At 71.3% G+C, this 21,515-nt stretch carries 21 protein-coding genes and 2 pseudogenes; 12 read left to right on the plus strand and 11 right to left on the minus strand.

The genetic code is table 11. The annotated features are described in order from the left end of the window. The first annotated feature begins 5 nt into the window (after nt 1–5). From BN971_RS19060 to BN971_RS19105, 11 genes and pseudogenes are all read left to right on the plus strand, one after another. On the plus strand, nt 6–503 hold the full coding sequence (locus BN971_RS19060) for a hydrogenase maturation protease (protein WP_085180818.1): 498 nt from the start codon (nt 6–8) through the stop codon (nt 501–503). 3 nt (nt 504–506) lie between these two features. Next, nucleotides 507–761: a HypC/HybG/HupF family hydrogenase formation chaperone gene (locus tag BN971_RS19065; RefSeq protein ID WP_085180817.1), complete on the plus strand. Its 255-nt coding sequence runs from the start codon at nt 507–509 to the stop codon at nt 759–761. Nucleotide 762: 1 nt separating this feature from the next. Further along, nucleotides 763–1,434, plus strand: a pseudogene (locus tag BN971_RS19070) (acylphosphatase); the annotation flags it as partial. Beyond that, nucleotides 1,435–1,731 (plus strand): annotated as a pseudogene (locus tag BN971_RS26875) (phosphoheptose isomerase); the annotation flags it as partial. Next, on the plus strand, nt 1,728–2,840 hold the full coding sequence (gene hypE / locus BN971_RS19075; protein WP_085180813.1) for a hydrogenase expression/formation protein HypE: 1,113 nt from the start codon (nt 1,728–1,730) through the stop codon (nt 2,838–2,840). The pseudogene BN971_RS26875 and the gene hypE, both read left to right, overlap by 4 nt. 28 nt (nt 2,841–2,868) lie before the next feature. Further along, a complete protein-coding gene (locus tag BN971_RS19080; protein WP_085180812.1) occupies nt 2,869–3,141 on the plus strand; it encodes a HypC/HybG/HupF family hydrogenase formation chaperone in 273 nt (90 codons plus the stop codon). Between the two features lie 13 nt (nt 3,142–3,154). Further along, nucleotides 3,155–4,291: a hydrogenase formation protein HypD gene (gene hypD / locus BN971_RS19085; protein ID WP_085180811.1), complete on the plus strand. Its 1,137-nt coding sequence runs from the start codon at nt 3,155–3,157 to the stop codon at nt 4,289–4,291. A gap of 35 nt (nt 4,292–4,326) precedes the next feature. Beyond that, on the plus strand, nt 4,327–5,037 hold the full coding sequence (locus tag BN971_RS19090; RefSeq protein WP_085180874.1) for a DUF6390 family protein: 711 nt from the start codon (nt 4,327–4,329) through the stop codon (nt 5,035–5,037). 26 nt (nt 5,038–5,063) lie between these two features. Further along, entirely contained in the window at nt 5,064–6,194 is a 1,131-nt protein-coding gene (locus BN971_RS19095; RefSeq protein WP_085180810.1) for an alkaline phosphatase family protein, read from the plus strand. Between the two features lie 135 nt (nt 6,195–6,329). After that, nucleotides 6,330–6,782 carry a hypothetical protein gene (locus BN971_RS19100; protein WP_090350445.1) on the plus strand — a complete coding sequence of 151 codons (453 nt, stop codon included), beginning with the start codon at nt 6,330–6,332 and terminating at the stop codon, nt 6,780–6,782. Nucleotides 6,783–6,897: 115 nt separating this feature from the next. Beyond that, nucleotides 6,898–7,809: a PPE family protein gene (locus BN971_RS19105; RefSeq protein ID WP_085180808.1), complete on the plus strand. Its 912-nt coding sequence runs from the start codon at nt 6,898–6,900 to the stop codon at nt 7,807–7,809. A gap of 13 nt (nt 7,810–7,822) precedes the next feature. Here BN971_RS19105 and BN971_RS19110 read toward each other — a convergent pair whose 3' ends face one another. The 11 genes from BN971_RS19110 to dxr form a co-directional block, all read right to left on the minus strand. Next, nucleotides 7,823–8,599, minus strand: a complete 777-nt coding sequence (locus BN971_RS19110; protein WP_090350446.1) for a 3-oxoacyl-ACP reductase — start codon at nt 8,597–8,599, stop codon at nt 7,823–7,825. Continuing rightward, nucleotides 8,596–10,806, minus strand: coding sequence for an aldehyde dehydrogenase family protein (locus tag BN971_RS26750; RefSeq protein ID WP_090350448.1), 2,211 nt, complete (start codon nt 10,804–10,806; stop codon nt 8,596–8,598). The genes BN971_RS19110 and BN971_RS26750 overlap by 4 nt, the downstream gene beginning before the upstream one ends. Before the next feature lie 23 nt (nt 10,807–10,829). Continuing rightward, nucleotides 10,830–11,381 carry an alpha/beta fold hydrolase gene (locus BN971_RS19120; protein ID WP_085180804.1) on the minus strand — a complete coding sequence of 184 codons (552 nt, stop codon included), beginning with the start codon at nt 11,379–11,381 and terminating at the stop codon, nt 10,830–10,832. A gap of 37 nt (nt 11,382–11,418) precedes the next feature. Then, the gene (locus tag BN971_RS19125) at nt 11,419–12,831 is read right to left on the minus strand and encodes a cobyric acid synthase (RefSeq protein WP_090350450.1); all 1,413 of its coding nucleotides are present in this window, start codon (nt 12,829–12,831) and stop codon (nt 11,419–11,421) included. 16 nt (nt 12,832–12,847) lie between these two features. After that, nucleotides 12,848–13,705: a type I methionyl aminopeptidase gene (gene map, locus BN971_RS19130; protein WP_085180802.1), complete on the minus strand. Its 858-nt coding sequence runs from the start codon at nt 13,703–13,705 to the stop codon at nt 12,848–12,850. A gap of 269 nt (nt 13,706–13,974) precedes the next feature. Then, the gene (locus BN971_RS19135; protein WP_085180801.1) at nt 13,975–14,550 is read right to left on the minus strand and encodes a DUF1707 SHOCT-like domain-containing protein; all 576 of its coding nucleotides are present in this window, start codon (nt 14,548–14,550) and stop codon (nt 13,975–13,977) included. A gap of 62 nt (nt 14,551–14,612) precedes the next feature. Beyond that, on the minus strand, nt 14,613–16,427 hold the full coding sequence (locus BN971_RS19140; protein ID WP_085180800.1) for a penicillin-binding transpeptidase domain-containing protein: 1,815 nt from the start codon (nt 16,425–16,427) through the stop codon (nt 14,613–14,615). Between the two features lie 175 nt (nt 16,428–16,602). Beyond that, nucleotides 16,603–17,457 (minus strand): GNAT family N-acetyltransferase, encoded by an 855-nt coding sequence (locus BN971_RS19145; RefSeq protein ID WP_085180799.1) that lies wholly within the window; start codon nt 17,455–17,457, stop codon nt 16,603–16,605. 55 nt (nt 17,458–17,512) lie between these two features. Next, nucleotides 17,513–18,673 (minus strand): flavodoxin-dependent (E)-4-hydroxy-3-methylbut-2-enyl-diphosphate synthase, encoded by a 1,161-nt coding sequence (ispG, locus tag BN971_RS19150; protein ID WP_085180798.1) that lies wholly within the window; start codon nt 18,671–18,673, stop codon nt 17,513–17,515. 22 nt (nt 18,674–18,695) lie between these two features. Beyond that, entirely contained in the window at nt 18,696–19,910 is a 1,215-nt protein-coding gene (locus BN971_RS19155; protein WP_085180797.1) for a M50 family metallopeptidase, read from the minus strand. A gap of 18 nt (nt 19,911–19,928) precedes the next feature. Continuing rightward, the gene (gene dxr, locus BN971_RS19160; RefSeq protein ID WP_085180796.1) at nt 19,929–21,155 is read right to left on the minus strand and encodes a 1-deoxy-D-xylulose-5-phosphate reductoisomerase; all 1,227 of its coding nucleotides are present in this window, start codon (nt 21,153–21,155) and stop codon (nt 19,929–19,931) included. A gap of 81 nt (nt 21,156–21,236) precedes the next feature. On the opposite strand from dxr, the gene BN971_RS25965 reads away from it, so the two are divergent. Beyond that, nucleotides 21,237–21,500, plus strand: coding sequence for a DUF2631 domain-containing protein (locus BN971_RS25965; RefSeq protein WP_085180873.1), 264 nt, complete (start codon nt 21,237–21,239; stop codon nt 21,498–21,500). The last annotated feature ends 15 nt before the right edge of the window (nt 21,501–21,515 follow it).

Here is a 21,515-nt window from a genome sequence, read left to right on the forward strand (position 1 = left end):
GGCTCATGACGGCACGCATCTTGGTGGCCGGAATCGGCAACATCTTCCTGAGCGACGACGGGTTCGGCTCGGAGGTGATCCGGCATGCGGGTATCGCGCGCGACGACCCCGGAATCCGCGTCACGGACTACGGAATCCGCGGCATGCACCTGGCCTACGACCTGCTCGAGGAGTGGGACACGCTGGTGCTCGTCGACGCGGTGCCCAGCCGCGGCAGCCCGGGCACGCTGCACGTGTTCCAGGCCGAGTGCGACGAAGACCCCGAAACCGCCTGCGCGCCGGAGCTCGACGCGCACAGCATGGACCCCAACGCCGTGTTCGCCAGCCTGCGCGCCCTGGGCGGGACGCCGCCCTACACCGTGGTCGTGGGGTGCGAGGCGGGCAGCGTCGAGGAGGGCATCGGCCTGAGCGAGCCCGTGGCCAGGGCGGTTCCCCGGGCCGTGCGCGCCGTCGAGGAGATCGTCAGCGCGCTGCAGTCCTCCGCCGCGCGAGAGGAGCGCTGACCCGTGTGCCTTGGTATTCCCGGTCAGGTGATCCGGATGCTGGAGGGTTACGAGGGGCAACTCGCGCTGGTCGACGTCACCGGCGAGCCGCGCAAGATCAACGTGGGCATGCTGCCGGATGAGACCTTCTCCCCCGGTGACTGGATAATCATTCACATGGGCTTCGCCGTCGAGAAGACAGACCGCGCCGGGGCGGAGCAGGCGATGGCCGGGCTCGAGCTGATGGGCCGCGGCCGTACCGCGCCGGAGGACGGCTGAGGTGACGCGATCCCCCCTGCTGCTGCGATCGGGGCCGCCCGACACCGAGGTGCGGCAGCGCGTCACCGTGACCGGCGTCGTGCAGGGGGTGGGCTTTCGGCCGTTCGTGCACCGCATCGCGGGCGAGCTGGGCCTGGCCGGGTTCGTCGGCAACGATTCGGGCGCGGTCTTCCTCGAGGTGCAGGGCGCGCGCGAGCGGGTGAGCGAGTTCGTCCGCCGGCTGCGCGCGCAGGCGCCCCCGCTGGCGCGGATCGACGGCATCCGGGTCGTCGAGGTTCCGGCCGACGGCACTGGCGACCGCGGATTCCGGATCGTGGCGAGCAGGACGATTTCCGGGCCGAGCACGCCGATCCCGCCCGACGTCGCCGTGTGCGGTGACTGCGTCGGCGAGCTGTTCGACCCGCGCGACCGGCGCCATCGGCACCCGTTCATCACCTGCACCAACTGCGGACCGCGGTTCACCATCATCCGCGAGTTGCCCTACGACCGCCCGGCCACCACCATGGCGGCGTTCACGATGTGCCGGCGCTGCGCCACCGAATACCACGACCCGGCCGATCGCCGCTTCCACGCGCAGCCGATCGCCTGCCCGGAATGCGGTCCCTCCCTGTGGTTTTCGTCGCCGACCGGACGGGTCTGCGGGTCGGACCGGGCCCTGGCGGCCGCCCAGCGCGCCCGGCAACTGATCGCCCGGTCGGCGGCGGGCGACATCGCGATCGCGATGTCGACGAGCGGCAATTCGCCCAACCTGCTGGCCGGGCTCGCCGAGGCGCGGCGGCGCGGACTGTTCACCGTCGGCTTCGCCGGGTATGACGGCGGCGCCTTCGCGCAGAGCCCGCACGTCGACGCGTGCTTCGTGGTTCGGTCGCAGAGCGTGCACCGGATCCAGGAAGCCCAGGCGCTGCTCGGGTATCGGTTGTGGCTGGCGGTCCACGAACGCCTGGGCGACGAGGATGCGGGGGCCGCATGAGCACGTCACCGGGCGACTACCTGGCGTCGGGCCCGCGGTTCGCCGAGGGCGAGGTGATCGAGCGGATCGAGTCGTTCCGCCGGCGCCGCCCCCGGTTGGTCGACGACCACGTGACGCTGGCGCACGGGGCGGGGGGCAAGGCGTCGGCGGCGCTGGTGGACGCGGTGTTCGTGGAGGCGTTCCGCAACCCGCTGCTGGAGTCGCTGGGCGACGGCGCGGTCATGACGCTGCCGGGCGGTGACCGGGTGGCGATGTCGACGGACTCGTTTGTCGTGTCGCCGCGGCGTTTTCCCGGCGGGTCGATCGGCGCGCTCGCGGTCCACGGCACCTGCAACGACCTGGCGATGGTCGGGGCCGTGCCGTCGTGGTTGTCCGCGGCGTTCGTGCTCGAGGAAGGGTTCCCGATCGCGGAGCTGCGGGAGGTCGTGGCCGACATGGCGGCCGCGGCGGCGGTCGCCGGCGTGCAGATCGTCACCGGGGACACCAAGGTGGTGCCCAAGGGGGCGGCCGACGGGATGTTCGTCACCACGACCGGCGCCGGGGTGATCCCCGCCGGACGCGCCCTGTCGGCGGGCTCGGTGCGCGTCGGCGACCGGGTGCTGTTGTCGGGCACGATGGGCGATCACGGCATGGCGGTCATGCTGGCCCGCGGTGACCTGGCGATCGAGGCCGACATCGCCTCGGACACCGCGTCGCTGAGCCCGCTGGTGGAGCTGCTGCTGGCGGCGGCGCCGTCGACGCGGTGGCTCCGCGACGCCACCCGGGGCGGGGTGGGCACCGTGTGCAACGAGCTGGCCCAGTCCTGCGGGCTCGGCGTGCTGCTGCACGAGGAGCGGCTTCCGGTGGCGCCCATGGTGACCGGGGCGTGCGAGCTGCTGGGCATCGACCCGCTGTATGTGGCCAACGAGGGCAAGTTCGTCGCCGTCGTGGCACCCGACGAGGCGCAGGCCGGGCTGGCCGCGCTGCGGTCGCATCCCCTGGGCGCCGAGGCGGCCGAGGTCGGCCAGATCGTGGCCGAGCCGGCCGAAACTGTCGTGCTGCGAACCGGGTTCGGCGGCACCCGGATCGTCGACATGCTCGTCGGTGACCCATTGCCGCGAATCTGCTGAGGGGCGTGGCGAGAGGAGATGGGCTGACATGTGTTTGGGCATTCCGGGGCGGATCGTGGAAATCACCGACGCCGCAAACTATCTGGCCAAGGTCGACGTCGGCGGGGTGCAGCGCACCATCAGCGTGCGGCTGCTCGAAGACGACCTGCCCGCGCCCAACGACTGGGTGCTGGTGCACGTCGGGTTCGCGATGGCCAAGATCGACGAAACCGAGGCGCTGCTCACCCTGGCCGCCATCCAGAAACTGGGCGACGCCTACGCCACGGAGTTGGAAGCCTTCGACTCCTCGGCGATCATCTGAGCAGGGGGACACCATGAAATTCGTTGACGAATTCCGCGATCCGGCCGCGGCCCGCAAGCTGCTCGCCGCCATCGAACATCTGGCACACCAGGCCGGGGACGGCGAGGTGTTCAAGTTCATGGAGGTGTGCGGCGGGCACACCCACACCATCTACCGGCACGGCATCGAACACCTGCTGCCCGACAACGTCGAACTGGTGCACGGGCCCGGCTGCCCGGTGTGCGTGATCCCGATGGGCCGCATCGACGACGCGATGTGGCTGGCCTCCCAGCCGGACGTGATCTTCACCTGCTTCGGCGACATGATGCGCGTCCCGGGTTCGAGCGGCAGCCTGCTTGACGCCAAGGCCCGGGGGGCCGACGTGCGGTTCGTCTATTCGCCGCTGGACGCCCTCAAGCTGGCGGTCGAGAACCCCGACAAGCAGGTGGTGTTCTTCGCGATCGGGTTCGAGACCACCGCGCCCTCCACCGCGGTGACGCTGGTGCGCGCCCGCGAGATGGGGCTGACCAATTTCAGCGTGTTCTGCAACCACGTCACGATCGTGCCGCCCATCAAGGCCATCCTGGAGTCACCGGACCTGCGGCTGTCGGGGTTCATCGGGCCGGGCCACGTGTCCACCGTGGTCGGCAACCGGCCCTACCGGTTCGTGCCGGCGGTGTACGGAAAACCATTGGTGGTGGCGGGTTTCGAGCCCCTGGACATCCTGGCGGCGGTGGCCATGCTGCTCACCCAGATCCGCGAGGGACGCTGCGAGGTGGAAAACCAGTACAAACGGGTGGTGCCCGAGGACGGCAACCCCGCCGCGCTGGCGCTGATGGGCAAGGTGTTCGCACTGCGCCCGCACTTCGAGTGGCGCGGACTGGGTTTCATCTCCCAGAGCGCGCTGCGACTGCACGACGACTTCGCCGGGTTCGACGCCGAACTGCGCTTCACCATGCCCGGCGTGCGCGTCGCCGACCCCAAGGCCTGCCAATGCGGCGAGGTCCTCAAGGGCGTGCTCAAGCCCTGGGAATGCAAGGTGTTCGGCACCGCCTGCACCCCCGAGACGCCGATCGGCACCTGCATGGTCTCCCCCGAGGGCGCGTGCGCGGCCTATTACAACTTCGGCCGCATGCACCGCGACGCCGCGAAACTCGTGGGTCGCCCTTGACGCGCGACGAACTCGGCTGGCCAAGGGGCGTGGAGATGTTCGCCCGCTACGCGTACGCCCCCAACGCGCTGGGCTACTGCGGCCCGCCCCTGGGCGCCACCCTGCGTAGCGGCTCGGCCGACGACGTGCGCGCCGCCGCCCGCCGCTTCTCCGGGGCCTGGCCCTACCTGAAGGTGCTGGCCCGGCTCACCGGGATCGCCGACCCGCTGGATTATGAACTCGTCGAATCGTATTGGCTCGGCGGCGGCCGCGGCGCCGAGGTGGACCCGCACGCCTTCTACCCCGCGCTGCTCGACATCATCGGCCCCCAGGCCGGCCACTACTGGTCGCATCTGACCCCCGACCTCGCCGACGAGGCCAGCCCCAACCACAACTTCCACGTCTTCGGCGTCTACCCCTGGACCCGATTCCTGGGGCGCGGCATGGACGAACATCCGCTCGGTGTCCTCGACAACTGCCGGATCACCTGGGGCACAGTGGTTTCCGTCTCCGGCGAACGGGTCGAGGTATCGTGCCGAAGGTTGGCGTGGGACGGCCGCGCGCTCACGCTGTCCGAACACTCGCCGCGGGTGCTCGACATCTGGGCCGACGGCTACAGCGCGGTGCCCGACGTGGCGGCGGGTGATCGGGTGGCCGTGCACTGGGACCGGCTGTGCGGCCGGCTGTCGCCGCGGCAGATGGCCGCGCTGGCCGAGAGCACCGAGCGCCAGCTGCGGCTGACCAGTCAGCGACTGGCGCGCGTCTAGCCCTGCACCGTGTCACACTGGCCAGCGTGCCGGGTTCGATCTGCGACGTGCTGCCCGCCGCCGCGGCGCTGCTCGGCTTCCCCGGCGCCCCCGACACCCTCGCGCTGACGGACTCCGCCGACGTCGACCGGATCGACCGCGTCGGCGTCGTGCTGGTGGACGGCATGGGCTGGCACCTGCTGCCGGAACTGGCCCGCAGCGCGCCACTGCTCGCCGCCGTGCTGGCCCAGGACTCCCAGGACTCCGGGCTGCTGCTGGAGCTCGCCTGCACCTTTCCCTCGACCACACCGACGAGCCTGGTGTCGCTGGGCACCGGCGCGCGGCCGGGCGAGCACGGCATCCTGGGCTTCACGCTCAACGTGCCGGGCACAAACCGGGTGCTCAACCACATCACCTGGCGAGACGATCCCCTGCCCGCCGTCTGGCAGCCGCTGCCCACCTGGTTCGCCCGGCTGGAACGGGCCGGGTTCAGCGCCCGCGCCGTGCTCCCGGAGTGGTTCATCGGCAGCGGGCTGACCGATGCCGCGTACGGCGGCGCGCAGTTCCGCCCCACCGGGCCGGCCGACGATTACGCCCTCCGGGTGGCCGACGAGTTGTCCGCGGCGCCGGGTCTGGTCTACGGCTACACCGCCGAACTGGACACCGCGGCGCACGTTTTCGGCGTCGGTTCCGACGCGTGGCATGAGGCGGCGGGGCGGGTGGACGCGGGCCTGACGCGCCTGGTCGAGACGCTGGGACCGAACGCGATGCTGCTGGTGACCGCCGACCACGGCGGCCTCAACGTTCCCGAGGACGCCCGCGTCGACCTCGACGCCGACCCCCGGCTGAGCGACGGGGTGCGGGTGGTCGCCGGTGAGCCGCGGGTGCGCTACCTGCACACCGAGCCGGGGGCCGAATCCGATGTGCGGGCCGCCTGGACCGAAATACTCGACGGCCGCGCCGAGGTGTACAGCCGCGACCAGGCCGTCGCCAGCGGGATGTTCGGGCCGGTCACACCGGCCCACCTGTCCCGGATCGGCGACGTCGTGGTGGTGTGCACCGGCGCCGACGCGGTGCTGGCGACCGGACACGAGCCTCCGGAAACGGCCCGCCTCATCGGGTTTCACGGCGCGGCCACCGCGGCCGAGACGGCCATTCCGCTGATCGTCTGGGGATGACCACCGGCTCGACCCGGTTCGGCCCGCGATGACGCCGGCGCGCCGCCCGCCGCGGGCGCGCACCGCACTTTGAGCGTTTTCACAGCCAGCTCCGCTTGCGGCCCAAGTATCGCGTTGTACAGTCGGGCCACCGTGATGTCGTGGGGCGCTGGCAAGGACCGACGACGGCAGGCCGCCGTCGCAATCGTCGCCGCGATCGGCGTTTTCATTGCCCTCGTCGCGGGTTCGTCGTTGCGACCGCAGTTTGCCGCCGCCGCATTGCCCGAGCCGGCGGCGTGGACCCAGAACGCCCCCGAGCCGGCGGTCAACGCCGCGCAACCCCAAGCCCATCCGCTCGCGCAATCGACAAGCGTTGACAAAGAAGGGTTTTCACCGCGGCCCGCGGCACCGGGCAAGAAGCCGTTCCACAGCATGTGGATGACGCGGCAGGTGCCCGCGTCATGGACCCGGTTGCCGGCCCTGGCGCCCTGGCCACCGGTGTCGGCCTCACCCAACGCCGTTCGGCCGATCGGCCATCGCTGCGACGCGCCCGCCGCCACCGGCTTCGTCGACATCAGTGTGACGCGGCTCTGCATCGCCCGCTGCTGAAATACCGGCGCCAGATCGTCGTTGCGAGCGGGGTCCGTAACCCCCGGGTCTATTTCTGAAAGAGCGCGCGCGTTCTCACGCACGACGCATACCGCCCGGTTAGGCAGAGATACACATGAATTTTGCGATGCTCCCGCCCGAGGTCAACTCCGGGCGCATGTACCACGGGCCCGGCTCGACATCGCTGGCCGGGGCCGTTGCGGCGTGGGACCGGCTGGCTGTCCGGTTGTGCGCGGCGGCGGCCGACTATCGGGCGGTGACCGCACAGCTGCACGCGGTGTGTACGGACCCCGCGACGAGGGGAATGGCGGCATCCGCCGCGGCCTACACCGATTGGCTGCACGCCGCCGCCGGGCACGCCGAGAGCGCGGCCGTCCACGCCGCGGCGGCGGTGCGCGCCCACCGTGCGGCATTGACCGCGATGGTGCCCCCGCCGGTCATCGCCGCGAACCGGACGCGGCGAACGTCGCTCGCGGCCGCCAACTGCCTGGGCCAAAGCGCCACGCAGATCGCGCAAACCGAGGCCGATTACGAGCGAATGTGGGCCCGGGACGCCGAAGCCATGTACGCCTACGCCCGCGCCTGCGCCGACGTCTCGCCGCTGGCGCCGTTCGCCCCGCCGCCCAGCGCGGGACGGGTGCACGGCGACGGGTCAGGCCCATGGCGGCTGACGTCCGCGCCCGAGGTCGTGTCGAGCGGCCGGCGGGTGATGGCGGCCATCCCCGACGCGCTGCTGGCGGTTTCGGTGTCACCACTCGCGTCGTTCGACGTGTCCCTGTCGCCGGTGACGGCGCCGCTGTCGAGGCTCAGCTCGCTGAGTGCGCCGTCGGGGATCGCGATCAGTCACCTGAATTCGCTCAACAAGGCGGCCGCACTGCGCTGCCTCTTCCCGAACCGGGGTGGTGCTGATGGGGCGCCGATCGGGGCGAGGGCCGGCCGCTCGGCGTCGATCGGGGCGTTGTCGGTGCCCCAAGTCTGGTCGGCGGCGGCCACGCCTCCCGCCGTCTACCGCGGAACGGTCGCGTAGGGTCGGCTCGGCCCTAGAGCGGGGTGACATAGGCCGAGCTGATCCCGCCGTCCACCAGGAACGTCGACGCCGTAATGAAAGACGCGTCGTCACTGGCGAGAAAGGCCACGGCGGAAGCGATTTCGCCGGGCTCCGCGAAGCGCCCCACGGGCACGTGCACCAGGCGGCGGGCGGCTCGTTCGGGGTCCTTGGCGAACAGCTCCTGCAGCAGCGGGGTGTTGACCGGTCCCGGGCACAGCGCGTTGACCCGGATGCCCCGGCGCGCGAACTGCACGCCCAGCTCGCGCGACATGGCCAGCACCCCGCCCTTGGACGCGGTGTAGGAGATCTGCGAGGTCGCCGACCCCAACACCGCGACGAACGACGCGGTGTTGATGATCGAACCCCTGCCGGCGGGGACCATGTGCCGCAGCGCCGCGCGGCAACACAGGTAGACCGACTTCAGGTTGACGTCCTGAACCCGTTGCCAGGCAGGCAGTTCCGTGTTCTCGATCAGGTCGTCGTCGGCCGGTGAGATGCCGGCGTTGTTGAACGCGATGTCGACGGAGCCGTAGGCCGCGGCGGCGGCGTCGAACAGCGCGTTGACCGCCGCCTCGTCGGACACGTCGGTCGGCACGAACACCCCCGACAGCTCCTCGGCCGCCGCCGAACCGGCCTCGGCGTCGACGTCGGCGACCACGATGTTCGCGCCCTCGGCGTGCATCCGCCGCGCCGCGGCCAGCCCGATGCCGCCGCCGCCGCCGGTGACGACGGCCACCTTGCCCGCCAGCCGTCGGGTGAGATCCATCAGGGCTCCTCTCGGATCGCGATGAACACGTTCTTGGTGTCGGTGAACTGCAGCGGCGCGTCGGGGCCGAGCTCTCGCCCCAGCCCGGAGTGCTTGAAGCCGCCGAACGGGGTGCTGTAGCGGACCGAGGAATGCGAGTTCACCGACAGGTTGCCGGATTCGACCGCCCGCGATACCCGCAGCGCGCGCGACAGGTCGTCGGTCCAGATCGATCCCGACAGCCCGTAGGGGGTGTCGTTGGCCAGCGCGACGGCGTCGGGCTCGTCGTCGAACGGCAGCACGGTGACGACCGGGCCGAAGATCTCCTCGCGAACGCTGCGGTCGGTGCGCGCCGGGGTGAGAACCGTGGGGGGGAACCAGAATCCGGGCCCGGACGGCGCCGTGCCGCGAAACGCGACGGGCGCCCCGTCGGGCACGTAGGAGGCGACCTTGGCGCGGTGCTCGGCCGACACCAGCGGGCCCATCTCGGTGTCCCGTGATCGTGGGTCCCCGACGACGACACCGCGCACCGCCGGCTCCAGCAGCCCCATGAAGCGGTCATAGACGCTGCGCTGCACGAGGATCCGGCTGCGCGCGCAGCAATCCTGGCCCGCGTTGTCGAACACCCCGGCCGGCGCGGTCGCCGCGGCCCGCTCCAGGTCGCAATCGGCGAAGACGATGTTGGCGCTCTTGCCGCCGAGTTCCAACGTCACCCGCTTGACGTCGGCCGCCGCCGCGGCCATTACCGCCTTGCCCACCACGGTGGAACCGGTGAACACGATCTTGCGCACCTCGGGACGCGTCACCAACCGCTGCCCGACCACACCGCCCGCGCCCGGCAGCACCTGCAGGAGATCGGGGTCCAGCCCGGCCTGCGCCGCCAGCTCCCCGAGCCGGATCGTGGTCAGCGGCGTCCACTCGGCGGGTTTGACCAGCACCGCGTTGCCGGCGGCCAGGGCCGGGGCGATGCCCCAGGAGGCGATCATCATCGGGAAGTTCCACGGCGTGATCACCCCGACCACGCCGAGCGGCTCGTTGAACGTGACGTCCAGGCCGCCCGCGACGGGAATCTGCTTGCCGCACAAGCGTTCCGGGCTCGCGGCGTAGAACGTCAGCACGTCACGGACGTGGGCCGCCTCCCACTCGGCCGACCCGATCGGGTGGCCGGAGTTGGCGACCACGCGCAGCGCGCAGGTGCGGTTGTCCAAACCCCACGCCACGGCGGTGGGCGCGAAGCTGCCGTCGGCAAACCGCTTGTAGGAGTTGATGTTCGGCGCGTGAAACAACGTCAGCTCGCGCAGCGTGGCCAGCAGCCCGGCGACGAAGCAGCCGAAGGTCTCCGACATGCCGTGGGGGCGGGCGGCGTCGGGAAAGACCGCGGAGCCGTCGCGGTCGCGCAGCGAGAGGTGGATGTGACAGCTATTGCCTTCGCGCTCATCGTATTTCGCCATGAACGTCACGCTCTTGCCGTGCTGGTCCGCGATCTCCTTCGCGCCGTTCTTGTAGATGGCGTGGTTGTCGCAGGTGATCAGGGCCTCGCCGTAGCGGAAACCGATCTCCTGCTGGCCCCTGTTGCACTCGCCCTTGACGGCCTCGAAGTGCAGGCCGGCGCCGACCATCCCCTGCCGGATGTCATGCAGCAGCGGTTCCATCCGCGACGACGCCAGCACCGCGTAGTCGATGTTGTAGTCGCTCGCCGGGGTCAGCCCGCGGTAGCCGTCGGCCCAGGCCTGCCGGTAGGGCTGGTCGAACACCAGGAACTCCAGCTCGGTGGCCACGTCCGCGACCCATCCGCGCCCGGCCAGCCGGTCGAGCTGGCGGCGCAGGATCGCGCGCGGGGCCGCCGCCACCGCGGTGCCGTCGCCCCAGGCGAGGTCGGCGATGACCAGGGCGGTGCCGGGCAGCCAGGGCACCAGCCGGAGCGTGGAGAGGTCGGGCGTCATCACCATGTCGCCGTAGCCGGTGTCCCAGCTCGACATCGCATAGCCGGCCACGGTGTTCATCTCGACGTCGACGGCCAGCAGGTAGGCGCAGCACTCGGCGCCGTGGGCGGCGACCTCGTCGACAAAGAGCCGGGCCGAGACCCGCTTGCCGACGAGCCTGCCCTGCATGTCGGTGAACGCCACGATGACGGTGTCGACCTCGCCGATGCCGACCAGCTGGTCGAGTGCGGCCAGCGGCAGCGGGGCCGCGGGGCCGTCCGCGCCTTCGGTGCTCTCCCTGCGAACCATGCAGGCTAGTCAACCAGGAGCCGCTACCAGCTGCTGGTGCGCAACACGATCTCGGCGGCCAACTGCGCGGTCGACTCCTGCGGGTTGCGCCCGCCGAGCTCGACGACGCGGTAGTCGGAGTAGACGAACCGGTCGCTGTCGCGGGCGACCTGGCGCGCCGCCGGCGAGCTGACCAGCGCGGTGGTGCCGACCTCGACCGGGGGGCAGTGTTCGTCGGCGACGGCGCCCTCGGTGTTCGCCACCCGCGGATGCCCGCGATCGATCACCACCAGGCCCACGAACCGGCCCAGCCTGGTTGCCGCCAGCTCCCACGCGAGCTCGCCGCCGGCGCGGTCGCCGACCACCACGGCCCACCCGATGCCCAGCGCGTCGAGGATGCCCACCACCGACTTGGCGGTCAGCCGCGGGTCGAAGCCGACCACGACGGTGCGCAACGAGGCGGTGTGCAGCCGGTCGCACACCCCGTCGTAGGCGTGCGGCGAGCGGTGCTCGTCGCCGAGAAGGAGGACGACGACGCCCTTTTCGGGACCGCCTACGGCGACCGGCACGGCCAACCCGTCGAGCGTGGTCATCATCGAGGGCACTCTCGCACGTTACCCCACCGCGAACGCCTCAGGGCCGCAGACCAATCGCGACACAGGGGCGCCGCGGGGGTGGTCCGTCGAGCAGGCCCAGCACGGCGGCGACGTCGAGGTGGGACGCCAGCAGGTCGGCGATCGTGTCCAGTTGCGCGTCGCGCCGGGCCGCGACGTCGGTGTCGGCGGCGACGACGAAGACCTCGCCGCGGCGCACGCCCTGCGGTTCGGCGTCCACGTCGAACCAGGCGTCCTCGCCGCAGCGGGAGACCCGGCCGTGGTGGATCTCGTACCCGGCCAGCGGCCGGCCCCAGCGGCGCAGCGTCTTGCTCTCGTCGAAGGCGATGTCGGCGTCCAGGAGCCCGAGCCCGACGACCTCGCCGGCCCCGGATTCCACGGGGTCGTCGATGCGCCGGCACAGCATCTGGAATCCCCCGCAGATGCCCAGCAGCGGCTTGCCGGCGCGCGCGTGGTCGGCGATCGCTGCGGCCAGGCCGCGCTCGCGCAGCCATGCGAGGTCGGCCACGGTGGCCTTGCTGCCCGGAATCACGACGAGGTCGGCGTCCGCGAGGTCGGCGGGGTCGGCGACCCAGCGGACCAGGACCCCGGGCTCGCAGGCCAGCGCCTCGACGTCGGTGGAGTTGGAGATCCGCGGCAGCCGGATCGCTGCGACGCGCAGCCACTCGCGCCCGCGCGGCGGGGCGGGCGCGCCGACGACACGGTGCGCGACCACCGACAGCGAGTCCTCGGCGTCCAGCCACAGGTCGTCGGCGTAGGGCAGCACCCCGTAGGTGGGGCGGCCCGTCATCGCCTGCAGTTGCCGCAGTCCGGGTTCGAGCAGCGCGGGGTCCCCGCGGAACTTGTTGACCACGAAGCCGGCGATCAGCGCCTGGTCGTCGGGGTCGAGCACCGCGACCGTCCCGAACAGGTGGGCCAGCAGGCCGCCGCGGTCGATGTCGCCGACCACGATCACCGGCAGGTCGGCCGCGCGGGCAAGGCCCAGGTTGGCCAGATCGGTGGCCCGCAGGTTGATCTCGGCCGGCGATCCCGCCCCCTCGCAGATCACCGCGTCGAACTCCGCGCGCAGGCCCGCCAGTTCCGCCTCGACGATCCCGGCCAGCCGGTCGCGGTGCGCGAAGTAGTCGGCGGCGCCGACCGTGTCGGCGGCGCGGCCTCGGATCACCAACTGCGAGGTCCGGTCGCCCCCGGGTTTCAGCAGGATCGGGTTGAACCGCACGCTGGGCTCCAGCCCCGCCGCCCGGGCCTGGATCGCCTGCGCCCGGCCGATCTCGCCGCCCTCGACGGTGACCACCGAGTTGTTGGACATGTTCTGCGCCTTGAACGGCGCGACGCGAACACCCTTTCGCCGGAGCAACCGGCACAGGCCGGCCACCACCACGGACTTGCCCGCGTCGGAACTGGTGCCCGCGACCAGCAGCGCACCACTCACCGGGCTCGCCGCGACCTCAAGGCAGCGTGAGGATCTCGACGCCGGTGTCGGTGACCAGCAGGGTGTGCTCGAACTGGGCGGTCCATTTGCGGTCCTTGGTGACCACGGTCCAGTTGTCGTCCCAGATCTCGTAGTCCAGGCCGCCGAGGTTGATCATCGGCTCGATGGTGAACGTCATGCCCGGCTGCATGATCGTCGCGACCGACGGCTGGTCGTAGTGCAGGACCACCAGGCCGTTGTGGAACGTGGTGCCGATGCCGTGGCCGGTGAAGTCGCGAACGACGTTGTAGCCGAAGCGATTTGCGTAGGCCTCGATGACCCGCCCGACGACCGACAGCGCACGCCCCGGCTTGACGGCGTTGATCGCGCGCATCGTGGCCTCGTGGGTGCGCTCCACGAGCAGCCGGTGCTCCTCGGAAACGTTGCCGGCCAGGAAGGTGGCATTGGTGTCGCCGTGCACCCCGTCGATGTAGGCGGTGACGTCGATGTTGACGATGTCGCCGTCCTCGATCACCGTCGAGTCGGGGATCCCGTGGCAGATCACCTCGTTGAGCGACGTGCAGCACGACTTGGGGTAGCCCTTGTAGCCCAGCGTGGACGGGTAGGCGCCGTGGTCGACCATGTACGCGTGGGCGATGCGGTCCAGTTCGTCGGTCGTCACCCCGGGCGCGACGGCCTTGCCGGCCTCGGCGAGCGCGCCGGCCGCGATGCGTCCGGCGACGCGCATCTTCTCGATCACCTCGGGCGTCTGCACCCAGGGCTCGCTGCCCTCCTGGGCGGTGGTCTTGCCGACGTATTCCGGTCGGGGGATGCGGCCGGGCACCGGCAGAGTCGGGGACAGCACTCCGGGGGACAGCGCGGTGCGGGTAGCCATGCCGCCAGCTTAGTGGGGCTCGACGGCCGGCGCGTTGCTCCGCTCGCCGCGCGCTCGTTCATCACACCGGCCACTTTGGCCCCCGACCGGACCGGGCACTCGTTGTGCCCGCCTTCGAGCGACAATCGGCCGGGTGTCGGTGGCGCGGTGCCCGATTACGGCCAGTTGTCGCTCGAAGGCGGGCACAACATGCGCCGCCCGGGCCAGGGACTCGTGAGACTGCCGGTGCCGGTGTGACGGCAGGGGCTCGGTTGGCGCCGGCGGCCGCGTCAGGGCCGGTGCCGGCGCAGCAGCGACCGGCGCGGTCCCCGGATGGTCACCGAACCGCCGACCACCCGGCCGGTCACCACCACGTGCGGGCGCCCCTCGCCCGGGGCGTCCTTGCGACGGTCGCTGGCGCTGCCGACGTACACCTCCACGTCGTCGATCGAGGCGCTGGCGCCCTCCGGCAACCGGATGTCCACCGACCCGAGGCGGATGTCGAGCTCGATGACGACCACCGGCCCGGCGAAGCGGGCCTTGGTGAGGTCGAGATCGACCGAGCCCATTCGGCGCACCAGCGCCAGCCGCGTCGGCACCATCCACTCACCGTGACGCTTCAGCGAGCCGGCCCAGCCGCGCAGTTCCACCCTGTCGGCCGCGGAGGTGACGATGGCGCCCGGGCCCGGCAGGTCGTCGACGAGCCCGTCCAGCTCGCCCCTGGTGCGCGCGTAGGAGACCCGCGACGAACGCTGCTCGAACTCGTCGATGTCGATCAGCCCGAGCGCGACGGCGTTGTGCAGCCGCCGCATGGTGCCGTTGCGGTCGGCGTCGGAAACGCGCAGCGCCGACGGCGCGGCCACCATGTCGCCTCCGGATGTTTCGCCCACCCCCGCAATTTACCGCTGACGCGAGGCCGGGAGACCGCTCACGCCAAGAAGTCCCGGGGCAGCGACTCGAACATCACCTTGGTCATGCGGACCGCGTATTCCGAGCTGCCTCCCCCGACGATCAGCGAGGCGAACGCCAGGTCGCCGCGGTAGCCGGCGAACCAGGAGTGCGAGCCGCCGGGGAACTCGGCCTCCCCGGTCTTCCCGTACACCGCGCCGCACCCGGCGATCTCCTTGGCCGTCCCGTTGGTCACCACCAGGCGCATCATCGGACGCAATGCGTCGACCATCTTCGGCGAGATGGGGGTGGAGTCGCCGTCCACCGCCGTCGGCCGCCCGGCGATGAGCTGCGGCACCGGCGTCCTGCCCGCCGCGACGGTGGCCGCGACCAGGGCCATGCCGAACGGGCTGGCCAGCACCTTGCCCTGGCCGAAGCCGTCCTCGGTGCGCTCGGCGAGGTCCACCGTCGGCGGCACCGAGCCGGTGACCGTCGTGATGCCCTCCACCTGGTAGTCGAGCCCGATCCCGTACTGGGTGGCCGCCTGCGTCAGGCCACGCGGCGGTAGCTTGCTGCTCAGCTCGGCGAAGGTGGTGTTGCAGGAGCTGGCGAACGCGCGCGACATGGGCACCACGCCGAGGTCGAAGCCGCCGTAGTTGGGGATGGTGCGGTGCCCGATGTCGATGTGGCCGGGACAGCCCAGCATCGTGTTGGGCGTGGCCATGTCGCGCTCGACGGCGGCGCCGGCGGTGACCATCTTGAACGTCGACCCGGGCGGGAAGAGCCCGTTGGTGGCGAGCAGGCCGTCGGCGTCGGCCCCGGCGTTCTGCGCGATGGCCAGGATCTCCCCCGTCGACGGCTTGATGACGACGATCATCGCCTTGCCGCCCCGGGTGTCCACCGCGTGCTGGGCGGCGTTCTGCACGGACCGGTCCAGGGTGATCGAGACCGACGGCGCCGGCGCTCCCTCGACCTCGTGCAGCACTGCGACGTCGACACCGTTCTGGTTGACGCTGACCACGCGCCAGCCGGCCTGGCCGTCGAGCTGGTCGATCACGGCCTTCTTCACCGCGCCGATCACGGCCGGCGCGAAATGCGGGTCGGTCGGCAGCATGTCGGCCTGGGGCGTGACCACGATGCCGGGCAACCGGCCGATGGCGGGAAACACCTTGTCGTTGTCGTCGGGGTGCAGCGTCACCCCAAGGTCCAGGGGGTCGGTGCGGGAGCTGGCCTTCTCGGCCAGCAGCTGGGGATCGGTGAGGGTGTCATTGAACGGGTGCAGGACGTCGACCACCGCGTGGGCGGTCCCGATCAGCGCCGGACCGGCCTGGGTCGCGTCCAGCGTGTAGTGGTACAGGTAGCCCGGCGCCAGCACGTCGCTGCCGCCCAGCTCGTTGACCGAGGCCCGCCGCGGGGGGTCGGACCGCAGCGCGAAGGTCTGGTGCTCCCCCAGCTTGGGGTGCAGCCCGTTGGCGGCCCAGCGCACCTCCCAGCGCCCCTCGTCGCGCGCCATCCGCAGCTGGCCGTCGTAGGCCCAGGTGCGGTTCTTGGGCAGGTGCCAGGTGAAGCGGTAGCTGACCGTGCCGGTGTCCTCGGCGTACTTGATGTTGAGGATCTGCGCGTCCAGGTGGGAGGCCTGCAATCCCGCCCAGGCGGCGTTGAGCGCCGCGCGGGCCTCGTTGGGGTCGTCGCTGAGCTGGGCCGCGGTCGCGGTATCGCCGATCGCGAGGGCGCCGAAGAACTTCTCGGCCGCCGGTCCCGGACCGTCAGGCCGCGGGGTGCAGCCGGGCAGGGCCAGGGCCGCGACGAGGAGCAGAGCCGCCGCGCCCGATACCAGTGGGGTTTTTGTGACCATTGGTACAGATGTTATGCGGGTGGTCGTCACACCAACGCCGACACACCGAGACGCAATCGTGATGCGCCCGAGGCTGATCGCCCGATACCGAGCGCCCGGCCAGCCGGGCGTTGGTGCGTCACTGCCCGCGCAGCCGGGCATTCGCCGGCTGGCAGGCCGCGGCCCAGGACGCGTCTCAGTCCAGCAGCACCGTCGCGAAGGTGCCGACCTCGGCGAAGCCGATCCGGGCGTAGGCCGCGCGGGCGACCGTGTTGAAGCTGTTCACGTACAGGCTGGCGATCCGCCCGCTTCCGACTGTCACGGCGGCGACGGTCGCGGTGCCGCGGGTGCCCAGGCCCCGGCCGCGCCACTCGGGGTGGACCCAAACGCCCTGAATCTGTCCGACGCCCGGGGACTGCGACCCCACCTCGGCCTTGAAGATGACCTCGCCGTGCTCGAACCGGGCCCAGGCCCGGCCGGCCGCGATCAGGCTGGCCACCCGCCGGCGATAGCCGCGGCCACCGTCGCCGAGCCGCGGGTCGACGCCCACCTCGCCGATGAACATGTCGACGGCGGCCACCAGGTAGGCGTCCAGCTCGTCGGGGCGGACCTGGCGCACCTCGACATCGATGTCGCAGCTGGGATGGCTGGACAGCGCCATCAGCGGCTGGTTGTCGCGGACGTCGCGCGCCGGACCCCAGGCCGCCTCCAGCCGCTCCCACATCGGCATCACCAGGTGGGCCCTGCCGACCAGCGACGAACAGCGCCGGGTCCCGCTCATCGCCTCGTCGGCGAACGCGTTGAGGTCGTCGCGCGCACCGCGCAGCGGGATGAGGTTGGCGCCGGCGAAGCACAGCGACTCCGCCACGCCGCTGCGCGTCCACAGCTCGCCGCCGATCGCGTTCGGTTCGATGCCGTGGTCGGCGACCCGGGCCGCGACCATGCACGAGCCCACCGGGTCGTCGTGGAAGACGCGCCACACCGCGGCGGCGTCGCGCACCACGGACACTCGTCGGTCGCCGGCAAGGCGGAAGAGTGGCGGAGCCGACATCGTGCGAACTCTCTGTGGTGCGAAGCGGGGACCGGCGAAAGGGCGCCGGCCCCTATCAGCTTACGGTCACAACAGGCGAACCGCTCGCATCTGTTCCGCGATCGGCTTCCATTTCAGCTGCGATTCGCATGGCCTCTTCGATCAGCGTCTCGACGATCTGAGATTCGGGCACCGTCTTGATCACCTCGCCGCGAACGAAGATCTGCCCCTTGCCATTTCCGGACGCGACGCCGAGGTCGGCCTCGCGGGCCTCGCCGGGACCGTTGACGACGCACCCCATCACCGCGACCCGCAGCGGCACCTCGAGGCCGTCCAGGCCTGCGCTGACCTCGTTGGCCAGGGTGTAGACGTCGACCTGGGCGCGACCGCACGACGGGCAGGACACGATCTCCAGGCGGCGCGGCCGCAGGTTCAGCGACTCGAGGATCTGGTTGCCGACCTTGACCTCCTCGACCGGCGGCGCGGACAGCGAAACCCGGATGGTGTCACCGATGCCCCGCGACAACAGTGCGCCGAAGGCGACCGCGGACTTGATCGTGCCCTGGAACGCGGGACCGGCCTCGGTGACGCCCAGGTGCAGCGGGTAGTCGCACTTGGCCGCCAGCAGCTCGTAGGCGGCGACCATCACCACGGGGTCGTTGTGCTTGACGCTGATCTTGATGTTGCCGAACCCGTGCTCCTCGAACAGCGAGGCCTCCCACAGCGCGGACTCCACGAGCGCCTCGGGCGTGGCCTTGCCGTACTTCTCCAGGAACCGCTTGTCCAGCGAGCCCGCGTTGACCCCGATGCGGATCGGGATGCCGGCCGCCGCCGCGGCCTTGGCGACCTCGCCGACCCGGCCGTCGAACTCCTTGATGTTGCCGGGGTTCACCCGCACGGCCGCGCAGCCGGCGTCGATGGCGGCGAAGATGTACTTCGGCTGGAAGTGGATGTCGGCGATCACCGGGATCTGGCTGTGCCGGGCGATCTCGGCCAGCGCGTCGGCGTCCTCCTGACGCGGGCAGGCGACCCGGACGATGTCACAGCCGGCCGCGGTCAACTCGGCGATCTGCTGCAGCGTGGAGTTGACGTCGTGGGTCTTGGTGGTGCACATCGACTGCACCGAGATCGGATAGTCGCTGCCGACCCCGACGTCGCGGACCATCAATTGCCGCGTCTTGCGCCGGGGGGCGAGCGTGGGCGCCGGAGCGTCCGGCATGCCCAGGCCAATGCTCACTGGTATCGGTTCCTTTGGTTGATCACTGGAAGAGCCTGATCGGATTCACCAGATCCGCGGTGACGGTCAGCAGCATGTACCCGACCACGAACACCAGCACCACGTACGTCGCCGGCATGAGTTTGAGGTAGTTCACGGGCGCGGCCGCGACCATGCCGCGGGCCGACCGGATCATGTTGCGGATCTTTTCGAAGACCGCGATGGCGATGTGCCCGCCGTCGAAGGGCAGCAGCGGCACCAGGTTGATCGCGCCCAGGATCAGGTTCAGCTGGGCCAGGAAGAACCAGAACGCCACCCACAGCCCGTGGTCGACGGTGTCGCCGCCGATGATGCTGGCCCCCACGACGCTCATCGGGGTCTGCGGGTCGCGCTGCCCGCCGCCGATGGCGTGCACCAGGGCGCCGACCTTCGTCGGGATCGTGACGAGCGCCTTGCCCACCTCCGCGGTCAGGTCGGCCGCGAAGGCGACGGTGGCGGGAACCGCCGTGAGCACGTTGTAGTGCGTCGGCGCAACCCGCTGCGCGCCGACGCCCATGGCCCCGACCGTGGCGGGTTCGGGCTTGGCCCCCTCGCCCTTGGTGATGTAGCGCCGGGTGGGCGTCACGTCGACGTAGGCGGTGATCGGCGTGCCGTTGCGCTCGACCACGACGGGGACGCTGCCGTGCAGCTTGCGGACCGCGGCCGCCATGTCCTCGAAGGTGGACACCTTGGTGTCACCGACCTTGACGACGACGTCGCCGGGACGGATCCCGGCCAGGGCCGCCGGACCCGGTCCGGTGCACTCGGCCACCTTGCCGGGGCTCACTTCGGGTGCGACGCAAGCGGTTTCGCCGACGACGGCCCGGGTGTCGGGGTGCAGGTTCGGCAGACCCCAGGCCAGCGCGATGCCGTAGATCAAAACCAGGCAGATGACGAAGTTCATGCCGGGGCCCGCGAACAGCACCGCGACGCGCTTCCAGACGGCCTGCTTGTACATGGCGCGGTCGGCCTCGTCGGGGTCCAGTTCCTCGACCGTGGTCATCCCGGCGATGTCGCAGAAGCCGCCCAGGGGCACGGCCTTGAGGCCGTATTCGATCTCCCCCCGCCGGGTGGACCACAGGGTGGGCCCGAAACCGACGAAGTACCGGCGCACCTTCATGCCGGTGGCGCGGGCGACCCACATGTGCCCGCACTCGTGCAGGGCCACCGAGACGAGGATGGCCAGCGCGAACAGCACAATGCCAATCGCGAACATCATGGGCTGTGACGACCTTTCTCAGACCACTCCGGAGACCTTGACGGCTGCGACCGCGCTCCGCGCCCGCTCCCGGGCCCAGCGCTGCGCGTCGAGCACTTCTTCCACGGTAGCGGGTTCGGCGGCCCATTGGCCTGCGGCGTGCAGCACGTCGGCAATGGTTTCGACGATCGCGGGGAACGGCAGCCGCCCGGCGAGGAACGCCGCCGCCGCCTCCTCGTTGGCCGCGTTGTAGACCGCCGTCAGGCAGCCGCCGGTCTCACCGGCGTGGCGGGCCAGCTCCACGGCGGGGAAAACCTCGTGGTCCAGCGGCTCGAAATCCCAGCTGGACGCGGTGCTGAAGTCGCATTGCGCCGCCGCGCCGGCCACCCGGCGCGGCCAGCCCAGGGCCAGGGAGATGGGCAGCTTCATGTCCGGGGGGCTGGCCTGCGCCAGGGTGGAGCCGTCGACGAAGGTGACCATCGAATGAACAATCGACTGGGGGTGCACGACCACGTCGATCCGGTCGTAGGGGATGCCGAAGAGCAGGTGGGTCTCGATGAGCTCGAGGCCCTTGTTCACCAGCGACGCCGAGTTGAGCGTGTTCATCGGCCCCATCGACCAGGTCGGGTGCGCGCCGGCCTGCTCGGGGGTCACCGTCGCGAGCCGGGCGGCGGTCCAGCCGCGAAACGGCCCGCCCGAGGCGGTCAGCACCAGCTTGGCGACCTCGTCGGGGTCGCCGCCGCGCAGGCACTGGGCGAGCGCGGAGTGTTCGGAGTCGACCGGGACGATCTGGCCGGGCCGCGCCGCCCGCAACACCAGCGGGCCGCCGGCGATCAGCGATTCCTTGTTGGCCAGGGCCAGCCGCGCGCCGGACTCCAGCGCTGCCAGGGTCGGACGCAGGCCCAACGCCCCCACCAGCGCATTGAGGACGACGTCGGCGTCGGTCTCCTCGACCAGTCGGGTGACGGCGTCGGGCCCGCTGAACGGGACGTCGCCCATGCGCCGGGCGGCGGCCTCGTCGGCGACGGCGACGTTGGTCACGCCGGTCTCGGCGCGCTGCCGCGACAGGGTGTCGGTGTTCGCGCCCCCGGCGGCCAGCCCCACCACCTCGAACCGGTCGGGGTTGGCGGCGATCACCTCCAGCGCCTGGGTGCCGATCGAGCCCGTGCTGCCCAGCACCAGGACGCGCAGGCGGCCCCCGGGGTCGGCTCGCTCCGTCGGCTTCCTCACCCACTCATTGTGCCGCCCGCCGACGGCACGGGCCATGTCCCGCTGGCCCGCCGCGCCGCGGCGCGCGTATGCCAGAATCTCCGGTGGGAAGCCGAACCGATCCGAAAGGGGCTCGCCGTGGCCAGTACCGAGGTGCAGCGCTACGGAGACGTCAATGGCGTCGACGTGGCCGAGGTGCCGTCCGCCGCGTGGGGTTGGAGCAAGATCAACTACCGCTCCTGGCACCTGACCGGCCTGGTGATCATCCTGTTCCTACTGGCCATGCTGCGGGGTAATCACGTCGGCCACATCGAGGACTGGTACCTGATCGGGTTCGCCGCGGTGGCGCTCTTCGTCCTGATCCGCGACCTGTGGGGTCGCCGGCGCGGCTGGATCCGGTAGCCGCCCACGAGGGTG

It is taken from the genome of Mycobacterium bohemicum DSM 44277 (assembly GCF_001053185.1).
Classification (GTDB): Bacteria; Actinomycetota; Actinomycetes; order Mycobacteriales; family Mycobacteriaceae; genus Mycobacterium; species Mycobacterium bohemicum.

Excerpts from the sequence above, each read along its gene's own strand:
- BN971_RS19060 (WP_085180818.1), top strand. The coding sequence starts at position 6 with ATGACGGCACGCATCTTGGTGGCCGGAATCGGCAACATCTTCCTGAGC.
- hypE (WP_085180813.1), top strand. The coding sequence starts at position 1,728 with ATGAGCACGTCACCGGGCGACTACCTGGCGTCGGGCCCGCGGTTCGCC.
- BN971_RS19080 (WP_085180812.1), top strand. The coding sequence starts at position 2,869 with ATGTGTTTGGGCATTCCGGGGCGGATCGTGGAAATCACCGACGCCGCA.
- hypD (WP_085180811.1), top strand. The coding sequence starts at position 3,155 with ATGAAATTCGTTGACGAATTCCGCGATCCGGCCGCGGCCCGCAAGCTG.
- BN971_RS19090 (WP_085180874.1), top strand. The coding sequence starts at position 4,327 with ATGTTCGCCCGCTACGCGTACGCCCCCAACGCGCTGGGCTACTGCGGC.
- BN971_RS19100 (WP_090350445.1), top strand. The coding sequence starts at position 6,330 with ATGTCGTGGGGCGCTGGCAAGGACCGACGACGGCAGGCCGCCGTCGCA.
- BN971_RS19105 (WP_085180808.1), top strand. The coding sequence starts at position 6,898 with ATGAATTTTGCGATGCTCCCGCCCGAGGTCAACTCCGGGCGCATGTAC.
- BN971_RS26750 (WP_090350448.1), bottom strand. The coding sequence starts at position 10,806 with ATGGTTCGCAGGGAGAGCACCGAAGGCGCGGACGGCCCCGCGGCCCCG.
- BN971_RS19120 (WP_085180804.1), bottom strand. The coding sequence starts at position 11,381 with ATGATGACCACGCTCGACGGGTTGGCCGTGCCGGTCGCCGTAGGCGGT.
- map (WP_085180802.1), bottom strand. The coding sequence starts at position 13,705 with ATGGCTACCCGCACCGCGCTGTCCCCCGGAGTGCTGTCCCCGACTCTG.
- BN971_RS19135 (WP_085180801.1), bottom strand. The coding sequence starts at position 14,550 with ATGGTGGCCGCGCCGTCGGCGCTGCGCGTTTCCGACGCCGACCGCAAC.
- BN971_RS19140 (WP_085180800.1), bottom strand. The coding sequence starts at position 16,427 with ATGGTCACAAAAACCCCACTGGTATCGGGCGCGGCGGCTCTGCTCCTC.
- BN971_RS19145 (WP_085180799.1), bottom strand. The coding sequence starts at position 17,457 with ATGTCGGCTCCGCCACTCTTCCGCCTTGCCGGCGACCGACGAGTGTCC.
- BN971_RS19155 (WP_085180797.1), bottom strand. The coding sequence starts at position 19,910 with ATGATGTTCGCGATTGGCATTGTGCTGTTCGCGCTGGCCATCCTCGTC.
- dxr (WP_085180796.1), bottom strand. The coding sequence starts at position 21,155 with ATGGCCCGTGCCGTCGGCGGGCGGCACAATGAGTGGGTGAGGAAGCCG.